Origin of the sequence: Bradyrhizobium sp. B039, from assembly GCF_038965675.1 — a bacterium.
Classification (GTDB): Bacteria; Pseudomonadota; Alphaproteobacteria; order Rhizobiales; family Xanthobacteraceae; genus Bradyrhizobium; species Bradyrhizobium diazoefficiens.
This window is the reverse complement of record NZ_CP152416.1, coordinates 2,388,620-2,400,808: the sequence shown is the minus strand read 5'-3', so window position 1 is coordinate 2,400,808 and position 12,189 is coordinate 2,388,620. Positions and strand designations below refer to the sequence as shown.

The following is a 12,189-nucleotide window of genomic DNA, read 5'->3' as shown; positions in this document are numbered from 1 at the left end:
GCAATGATGCGCCTTGGTAAATGCCGCCTCACGCGAAGCGGTAAACATCTGGTCAACGCGAATGGTGAAGGAACTCTTGCGCGCACGTATCATTACGGGACGCGCGACGAGTTCCCGGCGTTGGCGTTTGCACACAGCGCTTCCACACCACAGCAGTCATGCCCCGCGGGCGATGACACCGAGAGTGTGGCGGCATGCGCGTTCAACAGTCTCGTCATTGCGAGCGGAGCGAAGCAATCCAGACTGCCGCCGCGGAGGGATTCTGGATTGCTTCGCTGCGCTCGCAATGACGGCGTGGCAAGAGTGCCGCTCAAAATGAAAGAGGCGGGGTTGGGCCCCGCCTCTTCGCATTCAACATTTCAAATCGCCTTACGCCTGGCTCGCGACCGCCTTGCCGAGTGCGGCTTGCGCCGCGGCGAGGCGGGCGATCGGCACGCGGTAGGGCGAGCAGGAGACGTAGTCGAGGCCGATATTGTGGCAGAAGGCGACGGAAGCGGGATCGCCGCCATGCTCGCCGCAGATGCCGACCTTGAGCTTCGGGCGGGTCTTGCGGCCGCGCGCGACGCCGATCTTGACCAGTTCGCCGACGCCCTCCTGATCGAGCGCGACGAAGGGATCGATCGGAAGGATGCCCTTTGACACGTAGGTGCCGAGGAAGCTCGCGGCATCGTCGCGGCTGATGCCGTAGGTGGTCTGCGTCAGATCGTTGGTGCCGAACGAGAAGAACTCGGCGCTCTCCGCGATCTCGGCCGCGAGCAGACAGGCGCGCGGCAGCTCGATCATGGTGCCGACCTGATAGGCGAGCTTGGTGTTGGTGTCGCGCATCACGGCCTGTGCGGTGGCGTCGATGCGCGCCTTGACGAGGTCGAGCTCCATCTTGGTGGCGATCAGCGGCACCATCACCTCGAGGCCCACAGCCTTGCCGGTGCGCTTCTCGGCCTCGACCGCGGCCTCGAAGATCGCGCGCGCCTGCATCTCGGCGATCTCGGGGTAAGCGATCGCGATACGGCAGCCGCGGAAGCCGAGCATCGGGTTGAACTCCGAGAGCTCGCGCGCGCGGTCGGCCAGGCGCCGCGGGTCGGTGTTCATGGCACGCGCCACTTCCTCGACCTCGGCATGGGTATGCGGCAGGAACTCATGGAGGGGAGGATCCAAAAGCCGGATCGTGACGGGCAGGCCCTTCATGATCTCGAACAGCTCGACGAAGTCGGCACGCTGCATCGGCAGCAGCTTGGCGAGCGCTGCGCGGCGTGACTGCTCGTCCTCCGAGAGGATCATCTCGCGCACCGTGCGGATGCGGGTCTCCTCGAAGAACATGTGCTCGGTGCGGCACAGGCCGATGCCTTCCGCGCCGAACTTGATCGCGGTGCGGGCGTCGTCCGGCGTATCTCCGTTGACGCGAACGCCGATCTTGCGGACCTGGTCGGCCCACTTCATCAGCGTGCCGAACTCGCCGGACAGCTCCGGCTCGATCATCGGCATGCGGCCGGCGAGCACCTGGCCGAGCGAGCCGTCGATGGTGATGACGTCGCCGGTCTTGAAGGTGCGCGAGCCGATGCTCATGGTGCCGCGGCCGTAGTCGACGCGGATGGTGCCGCAGCCGGAGACGCAGGGCTTGCCCATGCCGCGCGCGACCACGGCCGCATGCGAGGTCATGCCGCCGCGGGTGGTGAGGATGCCTTCGGCGGCGTGCATGCCGTGGATGTCCTCGGGGCTGGTCTCGATGCGGACCAGAATCACTTTGCGCCCGTCGGCCTGGAGCTTGGCCGCTTCGTCCGAGGAGAACACGATCTCGCCGGAAGCCGCGCCGGGCGACGCCGGCAGGCCGGTCGCGATCACGTCGCGCTTGGCGTTGGGATCGATGGTCGGATGCAGCAGCTGGTCGAGCGAAGCCGGATCGATCCGCGTCACCGCTTCCTTCTTGGTGATCAGGCCCTCATTGGCGAGCTCGACCGCGATGCGCAGCGCCGCCTTGGCGGTGCGCTTGCCGCCGCGGGTCTGCAGCATCCACAGCTTGCCCTGCTCGACCGTGAACTCCATGTCCTGCATGTCGCGGTAGTGCTTCTCGAGCAGCGTGTAGATCCGCGTCAGCTCCTTGAAGGCCTCGGGCATCGCCGCTTCCATCGACGCCTTGTCCGAGCCGGATTCCTTCCGCGCCTCTTCGGTGATGTCCTGCGGCGTGCGGATGCCCGCCACCACGTCCTCGCCCTGCGCGTTGATCAGGAACTCGCCGTAGAGCTTGCTCTCGCCGGTCGAGGGGTTGCGCGTGAAGGCGACGCCGGTCGCCGACGTCTCGCCCATGTTGCCGAACACCATGGCCTGCACGTTGACCGCGGTGCCCCAGGATTCCGGAATGTCGTGCAGCTTGCGATAGGTCACCGCGCGTGCGTTCATCCAGGATGAAAACACCGCTCCAATCGCGCCCCAGAGCTGGTCGTGCGGATCCTGCGGGAAATTCTTCCCGGTCTCGCGCGCGACCGCGTCCTTGTACTTGCCGACCAGCTCGACCCAGTCCTCAGCCGACAGGTCGGTGTCGAGCGTGTAGCCTTGGCTGTCCTTGAAGGTGTCGAGGATTTCCTCGAAATGATGATGTTCGAAACCGAGCACCACGTCGGAATACATGGTGATGAAGCGGCGGTAGCTGTCATAGGCGAAGCGGCGGTCGCCGGACAGTTCCGAGAGCGCTTCCACGGTCTCGTCGTTGAGGCCGAGATTGAGCACGGTGTCCATCATGCCCGGCATCGAAGCGCGCGCGCCGGAGCGCACGGAGACGAGCAGCGGGTTCTTGGTGTCGCCGAACACCTTGCCGGTCAACTTGCCGACATGGTCGAGCGCCTTCTCAACCTGCGACTGCAACTCCTTCGGATAGGTCTTGCCGTGTGCGTAGAAGTAGGTGCAGACCGAGGTCGGGATGGTGAAGCCGGGAGGCACCGGCAGGCCGAGATTGGCCATCTCGGCGAGGTTGGCGCCCTTGCCGCCGAGCAGGTCGCGCATCTCCGTCCGGCCCTCGGCCTTGCCGTCGCCGAACGTGAACACCCATTTGCCGGCCTTGGCCGCAGCTGGCGCGACTTTGCTCGGTGCCGGCTTCAGAGCGATCTTGGCGGCGGCCTTCGGCGCAACCGGCTTGGTCGCAGCCTTTGAAACCGCCTTGGCGGCGGGCTTCGCAGCCGGCTTGGCCGCGGGCTTGGCAATCGGCTTCGGGGCGCTCTTGGAAAGCGCCTTGCGAGCCGCCGGCGCGGCTTTCGCCTTGACGGAGGACTTTGATTTCGCTGGTATTTTCTTAGGCTTCGAGGCGGCTTTGGCCATAGCTTGCACACAACCTGCGAGAGGAAAGGGAAATCGCGCGCCTTACACCACTTTGGGCAGGCCCGCGCAAGTCGAAGAGTTCCGGAAAATGAAGGCCTAGAGATGGAGCCACTTCAACAATCCGAGCCCTATCGCACCATTTATGATGAGAAAGATCGCGACGATGAGGTTGAGAAGCCGCGGCATGATCAGGATGAGCACGCCCGCAATCAACGACAGGATCGGCGAAATGTGGGCGACAGTGATGTGCATGAATTATCTTTCCGTGGTGGTGGGGCGAATCGCGGGCGGATCATAGCGGACCCGGTTCCGCGGGTAGAGACGCACTAGGGGTCGCACGAGTTCCCGCCTTCGCGAAAACTGCCCAAAAATGCCGCGAATGCGGCAAGGCATTTTCCGGAACATCGCGCGCGTCGCAGCATTGGCAACCGGTCGCGCCACTGGCGCCGGCTGAAATCATGTCGAAGGAGTTGCCCATGCGGAACAGGATTCTCGCTCTCGCAGCGCTTGGCGTCGCGCTCGGTGCGCCGATTGCGGCACAGGCGCAAACAGGCATTACGGTTGGACGCGCGCCCGTCGTGGTCGACGGCGGCCCGACGATTGCGGTCGAGCAGCGGCCAGCCTTCCGCGACTATGTCATCGAACAACGCGTTCCGGCCTTTCGCATCCCGGATCGCGTAGTGGTCGGCGCCACCTTACCCGAGAGCGGCGTCACCTATTATGACGTGCCGCAACGTTTCGGCGCCACCACCTATCGCTACACCGTCGTGAACGGCGAGACCGTGCTGGTCGAGCCGCGCTCGCGGCGCATCGTCGAGGTGCTGGACTAGATCCTCGACGGACACGTTCCTTTCGAGCGAACCGGTATCCACTTCGCTCGAAAACGCATCGTTCAACTCGATGTCCGGCGCGTCAAATCAGGCTGACGCGTGCAGTGTTAGAATCGGACATCAGGCCCCGCCCGGTTTCCCCCGCCGGGTGGGGCTTTTTTGCGCTTCGTCATTCCGGGGCGCGCCATTTGGTGCGAGCCCGGAATCCATTTCTCTGCATCACGCGCGGCACGATGGATTCCGGGTTCGCGCTTCGCGCGCCCCGGAATGACAGTAGTGTTTGCCGCTCGGCCGCGCCTCAATCCTGGATCTTCGAGAAGTCCGCGACCGCACGCGTGGCGCTGCGGATCTCGTTCAGCAGCTTCAGGCGGTTCTCGCGCACCTTTGGATCATCGTCATTGACGCGGACCTTGTCGAAGAACGCGTCGACCGGCGGGCGCAGCTTCGCCATCGCGCTCATCGCGGCGGCAAAGTCCTCCTTCGCGACGGCGGTGCTGGCTTCCGCCTGCACCTCGCCGATCGCCCTGGCCAGCGCCTTCTCCTCGCCGAGGCTGTAGAGCGCAGCATCGGGCGCACCGTCGAACGTGCGCTTGTCCTTCTTCTCCTCGATCGAGAGGATGTTGCTGGCGCGCTTGGTGCCGGCCAGCAGGTTCTTGCCGTCGTCGGATTCGAGGAATTTGCCGAGCGCATCGACGCGGCGAACGATCATCAGCAGGTCGTCCTGGCCACCGAGGGCGAACACGGCGTCAACGAGATCGTGCCGCGCGCCCTGCTCGCGGAGCTGGACTTTCAGACGGTCGGCGAAGAAGGTAAGCAGGTCACCCGGAAGCTTCTGCGCATCGGCTGGCTTCACCGACAAGCCGGCGAGTGCGGACGCAGCCACCTTCATGAGCGACAGCCGCAACGTGTTCTCGGCAATCAACCGGATCACACCCAACGCCGCGCGACGCAGCGCATACGGGTCCTTGCTGCCCGTCGGCTTCTCGTCGATGGCCCAGAATCCGACGAGGGTGTCGAGCTTGTCGGCGAGTGCCACCGCGACGCTGACCGGGTCGGTCGGCACGCGATCGGCGGGGCCCTGCGGCTTGTAGTGCTCCTCGCACGCCGCCGCGACGGAGGCATCCTCGCCCTGGGCCAGCGCGTAGTACTTGCCCATCAGGCCCTGCACCTCCGGGAATTCGCCGACGACTTCGGTCAGCAAATCCGCCTTCGCCAGATGCGCGGCACGCGCCGTCTTGGCAACATCGGCGCCGACAAGCGGCGCGATCTCGGCGGCGAGCCGCTCGATGCGCGTGATGCGCGCGGCTTGCGTCCCGAGTTTCTCGTGGAACACGATCTGCTCGAACTTCGGCAGGCGGTCCTCGAGCTTGGTTTTGAGGTCCGTCTCGTAGAAGAACTTCGCATCGGAAAGCCGCGCGCGGATGACGCGCTCGTTGCCGGCGATGATGGTCTTGCCGCCATCCGTCGCCTCAATGTTGGCGACCAGGATGAACTTGTTGGCGAGCTTGCCCGTCTTGGCATCGCTCACGACAAAGCACTTCTGGTTGTTGCGAATGGTGGCGCGGATCACTTCCGCGGGGGTCGCCAGAAATTCCTGTTCGAACGAACCCATCAGCACGACCGGCCATTCGACGAGGCCGGCGACCTCGTCCAGCAGGTTCTGGTCCTCGACAAGCTCGAAACCTTGCGCAAATGCAAGCTGCTTGGCGTCGGTGAGGATCGCGTCCTTGCGGCGCTCCGGATCGAGCACGACCTTCGCATCCAGCAGCTTCGCCTCGTAATCCTCGAAGCGGCGCACATTGATCGCGGCGGGTGCCAGGAAGCGATGACCGTAGGTGGTCTGGCCGGCTTCGATGCCGTCCACCGCGAATTTCACGACATCGGGCTCTTCGGTCTCGAGCCCAAACGTCGCGGTGATCGCGTGCAGCGGACGCACCCAGTTGAGTGAGCCCGGCTTGCCCGAACGCGCGCCCCAGCGCATCGATTTCGGCCAGGGGAAGGTACGGATGATGACGGGCAGGATCTCCGCAAGCACGTCGATCGCGTCGCGGCCGGGTTTTTCGATCAGCGCGATGTAGAAGTCGCCCTTCGGATCGCGCTGGATCTTGGCCTCGTCCAGCGACTTCAAACCAGTCGCTTTCAGAAAGCCCTGCACGGCCGCATCGGGCGCGCCCATTTTCGGTCCGCGGCGTTCGGTCTTCAGGTCGGGCTGGCGCGCAGGGACTCCGTGCACGGTGAGCGCAAGGCGGCGCGGCGTCGCGAAGGCTTTCGCACCCTCGTAGACGAGGCCTTCGGCGACCAGCTTGTCGGTGACCATGCGGCGCAGATCGTCGGCCGCCTTCGCCTGCATGCGCGCGGGGATTTCTTCCGAGAACAGTTCAAGCAAAAGATCGGGCATCAGGCCGCTCCGCCCGCTTCAGTATGGATCCAGGCCTCGCCGCAGGCCTTTGCCAGCTCGCGGACGCGAAGAATGTAGCTCTGCCGCTCCGTCACGGAGATCACGCCGCGCGCGTCGAGCAGGTTGAAGACATGGCTCGCCTTGATGCACTGGTCATAGGCCGGCAGCGCCATCAGGTGCTCTTTCCGGTTGCCCTCGCGCCAGCCCGCGTCGAGATATTTCCGGCAGGCCGCTTCCGCCATCTTGAACTGCTCGAACAGCATCGCGGTGTCGGCAACTTCGAAGTTGTGCTTCGAATATTCCCGCTCGGCCTGGAGGAAGACGTCGCCATAGGTGACCTTGGCGTCGCCGTCGCGGCCGTTGAAATTGAGGTCGTAGACGCGGTCGACGCCCTGCACATACATCGCGAGGCGCTCGAGCCCGTAGGTGAGCTCACCCGCGACCGGCGCGCATTCGAAGCCCGCGACCTGCTGGAAGTAGGTGAACTGGGAGACTTCCATGCCGTCGCACCAGCATTCCCAGCCAAGGCCCCAGGCGCCCAGCGTCGGGCTCTCCCAATCATCCTCGACGAAGCGGATGTCGTGCACGGCGGAATCGATGCCGATCGCGGCGAGCGATTTCAGGTACAGCTCCTGAAGGTTCGGCGGCGACGGCTTCATGATCACCTGGAATTGGTAATAGTGCTGCATCCGGTTCGGGTTCTCGCCGTAGCGGCCGTCCTTGGGCCGGCGCGAGGGCTGCACATAGGCGGCGTTCCAGGGTTTTGGCCCGAGCGCGCGCAGGGTGGTCGCCGGATGGAAGGTACCCGCGCCCATCTCCATGTCGTAGGGCTGCAGGATCACGCAGCCCTGCTCGGCCCAGAACCGCTGGAGCGCGAGGATGAAGCCCTGGAACGAGCGTTCCGGGCGCATATGGGCGGGCAAGGAGGCGTCCATCGTCAGATCAGGCTCTCGCGGGGGGTTTTGAATCGCGCGGGACCGTATCGACGGCAGGGATGGGAATCAAGGCAAAGGGGGTGGAAATGGCCGTCATTCCGGGGCGCCCGAAGGGCGAACCCGGAAGCTCGAGATTCCGGGTTCGGTCCTGCGGACCGCCCCGGAATGACGCCGTGTGGAAGGTGCAGCTAACCCGGGCGATACGCCCCGGTCACGGGGTCACGCTTCAGCGTCTGGATGTCCCCCATATGGGCGGCCTCGGCGACGCGCGCGAGGCGCATCTCCTCCAGCTCCTGGTTGATCCGAACAGCGGTCTTGTAGGCCCAGCGGACCACGGCAAGCCCGCCCAAGACGCCCGCGAAAGCGACGAACGGCGGCATCGGTCGATCCTTGTCTAGTGCTCAGCCCCCACGCACATTCTTGCGCAGACCGGGCCGCGCCGCAATTGGCCCGGCTTCAAGTCTCCTTGGGACCAAATGGCGCGGAAGACCGCGCCCTAGAACCCGAATTTCGCCCAAATCGCCCGCGTTTCGACCGCCGAGATCAGCTCGTCCGGCAGCCCGGCCATTGATTCCAGGGCCGAAAGCTGGCCTGCGCCGGGCGATTTGCGCCCCAGAAGGCCGGACAGCAGCCCGGTCGGCTGCGCGATCACGGGGGTGAGAACCTTCTCGCCATAGCGGGCACGAAGAGTTGAGCGGAGATCGCCGATGCCGTCGGCCAGCCCCAGCGCGATCGAACTCGCGCCGGCCCAGTATTCGCCGGTGAACAAGGTGTCGTCCTCGCCCTTGAGCCGCGCGCCGCGGCTCTCCTTCACCAGCGCAATGAAGATCTGGTGGATCTCGCGCTGGAGCGCCTTGAGCTTGGCGACGTCGTCGGGGTTTTCGGGCAGGAACGGATCGAGCATCGCCTTGTGCGCGCCGGCGGTATAGAGCCTCCGCTCGATGCCGAGCCGCTTGATCGCGTCCTGGAAACCGAAGCTGCCGCCGACCACGCCGATCGAGCCGAGGATCGAGGACGGATCGCAGAAGATCTCGTCGCCCGCACAGGCGATCATGTAGCCGCCCGAGGCCGCGACGTCCTCGACGAACACCAGCACCGGCAGCTTCTTCTCCGCCGCGAGCTGCTTGATGCGCAGATAGATCTGGCGCGACTGCACCGGCGAGCCGCCGGGCGAATTGATCACCAGCGCCACCGCCTTGGCGTTCCGCATCGAGAAGGCCCGCTCCAGCACCCGCGCGACGCCTGCGAGCGTCATGCCCGGGCGCAGCGGCGTCACCGCACCGATCACGCCTGACAGCCGCACCACCGGCACCACCGCCGTGCCCGGGCGGAAGCGCGCCGGCAGATATTGCATGAGCTTGTCGGCCAGGCCGGAACTCTCACGATCGTTCAATTGTTCGGCCATGCCGTTACCTCTGTTTAACCAATTTTTATCACGCGACTGTCATTGAAAGTGCCTGGAACGTGTTTTGCAGAATTCCCGTCGGGAAGCTGCAATGAAGCAGCGGAGGAAACGCCATGAAGATCTATCTGCTGTTGATGCTGATCGGTGCGCTTTTCACGGCGATTCGCTTTACGTCCCCGCAAGAACAGCAGTCGGAATCGCTGCCGCAGTAGGCCGTCACAGCTCCGCCAGCGGCAAGACTGCCCTTCCCTCCAGAATATCCGTCACCTCTTTTTTAGGCACGTGTGACTCTTCGTTAAGCATGAGGCCCGGCAGCAGGCGCGTCGGCGCCCTGCCGCCTTTGATCGCGCGCACCAGCACGCGGATCGCGGGCCGTCCCGCTTCGCCATGAACCGGCAGGATCGCAAGGCTGCCGAAGCCGCGTGACAGCGCTGCCAAAATCTCGGCGATTCCATCCGCGCGCCAGATCAACGTCAGCACACCGTTCGACCGGAGGATACGCCGCGCTGCATGCACCCACGCATGCAGCGTCTCCTCCGTCGCCACATGCGCGGTATGGCGCGCCTGGTCCGGCGAGCCGCGATGGCGCACCGGATCGTTGAAGGGCGGGTTCATCAGCACACTATCGACGCTGTCGGGCACGAGCCCATGTGCCACGAAAGCCTGCGCATCGGCCGTGACGTCGAGCACGATCGTCTCGGCGGCAATCGCGTTCGCCGCCGCATTGGCGCGCGCGAGCTCCGCCAGTTCCGGATCGATCTCGACCAGGCTGAGCCTGATCCCCGCCACGCGCCGGCCAAGCGCCAGCCCGGCCGTGCCGATGCCGGCGCCGAGATCGACCACGCGGTCGCCCGCTCTCGCCTCCGTCGCCGCCGCGAGCAGGATGGCGTCATGCCCGGCGCGATGCCCGGACCGCTTCTGCTTCAGCCGCAACTGGCCGCCGAGAAAGGCGTCCTCGGTGATGTCGGCCTCAATCATCGCCGCGCAGTTCGTGGCTGAGCCCCGCCTCGGTCAGGAGCTGCCGGGCCTCCTGGGCGTCGTCCTCATGGACCAGGATCCGCCGCGGCAAAATGCCGAGCGAGCCCTCGATGATGCTCATGTTCTGGTCCAGCACCAGATGATGGATATTGGCGCCGTCGAGCAGCGCGCCGATCGCCGACACCAGCACCATATCGTTGGTCCGAACCAGTTCACGCAAAACGCAGGTCTCCTGCCTGAAAGGGGTTAAGCGGCAAATGTCAATGGTTCCGCGGCACTTGCCGCGTCCGCCTCCAGTTTCTATTGTATTTCCATCAGAATAGCCCTTCCGGGGCAAATATTGGAGACCGGCGTGGCCGTCATCGTACCTTTCGAAACTCCCGGCGCGTCGATCGAAGAGCTGGTTGCCCTTGTCGCCGGTGACATGGAGCGCGTCAACGCCACGATCCTGTCGCGGACCGGTTCCGACGTAACCATGATCCCGGAGGTCGCCAACCATCTGATCTCCTCCGGGGGCAAACGCCTGCGACCGATGCTGACGCTCGCCATGGCGAACCTTGCCGGCTACACCGGCGACGGCCACATCAAGCTGGCGGCCTCCGTCGAGTTCATGCACACCGCCACCCTGCTCCATGACGACGTCGTGGACGAGAGCGAGATGCGCCGCGGCAAGCTGTCGGCGCGCATGCTCTGGGGCAACGAGGCGAGCGTGCTGGTCGGCGACTTCCTGCTCGGCCAGGCGTTCCGCATGATGGTCGAGGTCGGCTCGCTCCGCGCGCTTGACATTCTTTCCGCGGCGGCCGCCACCATCGCCGAGGGCGAGGTGATGCAGCTTGCGGCCGCCAAGAACACCGCGACCACCGAGGACGAATATCTCGCCGTGATCCGCGGCAAGACCGCCGAGCTGTTCGCCGCCGCCTGCGAGGTCGGCCCCGTGATCGCGAACCGCCCGAAGGCGGAACAGACCGCCTGCCGCTCGGTCGGCATGAATCTCGGCATCGCCTTCCAGCTCGTCGATGACGTGCTCGACTATGGCGGCAAGAGCGCCAAGCTCGGCAAGAACACCGGCGACGATTTCCGCGAGGGCAAGATCACGCTGCCGGTCGTGCTCGCCTTCCGCCGCGGCAACGACACCGAGCGCGCCTTCTGGATCAAGGCGCTGGAGCGCGGCGAGATCGGCGATTCCGACCTCGACCACGCCATCGGCCTGATGAACAAGCACCGCGCGCTCGAGGACACGCTGAGCCGCGCCCAGCACTACGGCGCAATGGCGGTGGACGCCCTGGCGCTGTTCCCGTCGTCGCCGATGAAGAGCGCGCTGGAGCAGGTCGTGGCGTTCTGCCTGGCACGGTCGCATTGAGCGCTGCGGCTTAGCGTACTCTCCGATTCTGCTAACACCGTCATCCCCGCGCAACGGCAAGGCCGTTGTCGCTGGAGGTGCGAGTGATGGGGCGCGAGAAGCGCGCCATCGGGAGCCTCGAAGGATGAACGGCCGAGATGCAGCCGGGCCGGCGCCCTTCGAGGCTCGCCCAGCGACGCTGCTGCGTCGCTCGCCTCGCACCTCAGCGTGACGGTCATAAGTATGGGCCCACTGCATCAACACCGTCATTGCGAGCGCGGTGAGGCAATCCAGAATCCCTCCGCGGAAACAGATTGGATTGCTTCGCTGCGCTCGCAATGACGGAGCAAGGCGCGCGGGCGTTTCTCTTCAACTGGCATTTTACTCAGAGACATAAGTTCGCTTTCTCACAACGTTTTAGCAACGCCCTTGCCATGCCTAGTTACTTGCATTTTGCAAGTTACTATCCTATCCTCCCGCCATGCAGCCCAAATCCCCCTCCATCCTGGAATGCCCGGTGGGCCGCGCCGTGGAGACGGTCGGCGAATGGTGGAGCATTTTGATCCTGCGGGATGCGTTCCAGGGCGCGACGAAGTTCGACGAGTTCTCGCAAAATCTCGGGATCGCGCCGAACATCCTGTCGCGGCGTCTCGCCCATCTCACCGCGTCAGGCATGTTCGTCCGCCGCCGTTACAGCGAGCGGCCACCGCGTTACGAATATGTGCTGACGGACAAGGCGCGGGATTTCTTCCCCGTGGTCGCCGCGCTGCTCGCCTGGGGCAACAGGCATCTCGCACCGAAGGGCGAAGCCATTCTGCTGGCGAGCCGGGCCGATCGTCGACCGTTCGACCCGGTCGTGGTCGATGCCGCCGACATGCAGCCGATCACGCTCGACAATGCGGTCATCATCGCTGGGCCGGGCGCCAGCCGCGGGATGCGCAAACGGCTCGCTTCGCTCAAGGCCATGAACCCGGCCATTGCGCCGGCTGGAGATTGAC

At 65.0% G+C, this 12,189-nt stretch carries 11 protein-coding genes; 3 read left to right on the top strand and 8 right to left on the bottom strand.

The genetic code is table 11. The annotated features are described in order from the left end of the window. Window positions 1–369: 369 nt before the first annotated feature. A complete protein-coding gene (gene ppdK, locus AAFG50_RS11370; RefSeq protein ID WP_028175612.1) occupies window positions 370–3,306 on the bottom strand; it encodes a pyruvate, phosphate dikinase in 2,937 nt (978 codons plus the stop codon). A gap of 96 nt (window positions 3,307–3,402) precedes the next feature. Further along, a complete protein-coding gene (locus AAFG50_RS11365; RefSeq protein WP_074077234.1) occupies window positions 3,403–3,558 on the bottom strand; it encodes a DUF3096 domain-containing protein in 156 nt (51 codons plus the stop codon). 224 nt (window positions 3,559–3,782) lie between these two features. On the opposite strand from AAFG50_RS11365, the gene AAFG50_RS11360 reads away from it, so the two are divergent. Further along, window positions 3,783–4,136 carry a DUF1236 domain-containing protein gene (locus tag AAFG50_RS11360; protein WP_028175611.1) on the top strand — a complete coding sequence of 118 codons (354 nt, stop codon included), beginning with the start codon at window positions 3,783–3,785 and terminating at the stop codon, window positions 4,134–4,136. A 298-nt stretch (window positions 4,137–4,434) separates the two neighbouring features. Here the strand turns inward: AAFG50_RS11360 and glyS are convergent, their stop codons facing one another. The 6 genes from glyS to AAFG50_RS11330 form a co-directional block, all read right to left on the bottom strand. Further along, on the bottom strand, window positions 4,435–6,534 hold the full coding sequence (glyS, locus tag AAFG50_RS11355) for a glycine--tRNA ligase subunit beta (protein ID WP_028175610.1): 2,100 nt from the start codon (window positions 6,532–6,534) through the stop codon (window positions 4,435–4,437). Beyond that, window positions 6,534–7,469 carry a glycine--tRNA ligase subunit alpha gene (locus tag AAFG50_RS11350; protein WP_011085322.1) on the bottom strand — a complete coding sequence of 312 codons (936 nt, stop codon included), beginning with the start codon at window positions 7,467–7,469 and terminating at the stop codon, window positions 6,534–6,536. The genes glyS and AAFG50_RS11350 overlap by 1 nt, the downstream gene beginning before the upstream one ends. 188 nt (window positions 7,470–7,657) lie before the next feature. Then, a complete protein-coding gene (locus tag AAFG50_RS11345) occupies window positions 7,658–7,849 on the bottom strand; it encodes a hypothetical protein (protein ID WP_028175609.1) in 192 nt (63 codons plus the stop codon). A gap of 116 nt (window positions 7,850–7,965) precedes the next feature. Continuing rightward, window positions 7,966–8,874, bottom strand: a complete 909-nt coding sequence (locus AAFG50_RS11340; RefSeq protein ID WP_028175608.1) for a S49 family peptidase — start codon at window positions 8,872–8,874, stop codon at window positions 7,966–7,968. A 216-nt stretch (window positions 8,875–9,090) separates the two neighbouring features. After that, complete coding sequence (locus tag AAFG50_RS11335; protein WP_028175607.1) at window positions 9,091–9,852, bottom strand: methyltransferase; 762 nt, start codon at window positions 9,850–9,852, stop codon at window positions 9,091–9,093. After that, window positions 9,845–10,072 carry a DUF2007 domain-containing protein gene (locus tag AAFG50_RS11330; protein WP_011085319.1) on the bottom strand — a complete coding sequence of 76 codons (228 nt, stop codon included), beginning with the start codon at window positions 10,070–10,072 and terminating at the stop codon, window positions 9,845–9,847. Before AAFG50_RS11330 ends, AAFG50_RS11335 begins: the two co-directional genes overlap by 8 nt. 132 nt (window positions 10,073–10,204) lie before the next feature. Between AAFG50_RS11330 and AAFG50_RS11325 the strand changes: the two genes are divergently transcribed. Both AAFG50_RS11325 and AAFG50_RS11320 read left to right on the top strand, forming a co-directional pair. Continuing rightward, on the top strand, window positions 10,205–11,212 hold the full coding sequence (locus AAFG50_RS11325) for a polyprenyl synthetase family protein (protein ID WP_028175606.1): 1,008 nt from the start codon (window positions 10,205–10,207) through the stop codon (window positions 11,210–11,212). A gap of 460 nt (window positions 11,213–11,672) precedes the next feature. After that, entirely contained in the window at window positions 11,673–12,188 is a 516-nt protein-coding gene (locus AAFG50_RS11320; protein ID WP_028175605.1) for a helix-turn-helix domain-containing protein, read from the top strand. Window position 12,189: the final 1 nt, after the last annotated feature.

Coding starts and splice junctions, on each gene's coding strand:
- AAFG50_RS11340 (WP_028175608.1), bottom strand. CDS start 8,874: ATGGCCGAACAATTGAACGATCGTGAGAGTTCCGGCCTGGCCGACAAG.
- ppdK (WP_028175612.1), bottom strand. CDS start 3,306: ATGGCCAAAGCCGCCTCGAAGCCTAAGAAAATACCAGCGAAATCAAAG.
- AAFG50_RS11360 (WP_028175611.1), top strand. CDS start 3,783: ATGCGGAACAGGATTCTCGCTCTCGCAGCGCTTGGCGTCGCGCTCGGT.
- AAFG50_RS11365 (WP_074077234.1), bottom strand. CDS start 3,558: ATGCACATCACTGTCGCCCACATTTCGCCGATCCTGTCGTTGATTGCG.
- AAFG50_RS11345 (WP_028175609.1), bottom strand. CDS start 7,849: ATGCCGCCGTTCGTCGCTTTCGCGGGCGTCTTGGGCGGGCTTGCCGTG.
- AAFG50_RS11320 (WP_028175605.1), top strand. CDS start 11,673: ATGCAGCCCAAATCCCCCTCCATCCTGGAATGCCCGGTGGGCCGCGCC.
- glyS (WP_028175610.1), bottom strand. CDS start 6,534: ATGCCCGATCTTTTGCTTGAACTGTTCTCGGAAGAAATCCCCGCGCGC.
- AAFG50_RS11350 (WP_011085322.1), bottom strand. CDS start 7,469: ATGGACGCCTCCTTGCCCGCCCATATGCGCCCGGAACGCTCGTTCCAG.
- AAFG50_RS11335 (WP_028175607.1), bottom strand. CDS start 9,852: ATGATTGAGGCCGACATCACCGAGGACGCCTTTCTCGGCGGCCAGTTG.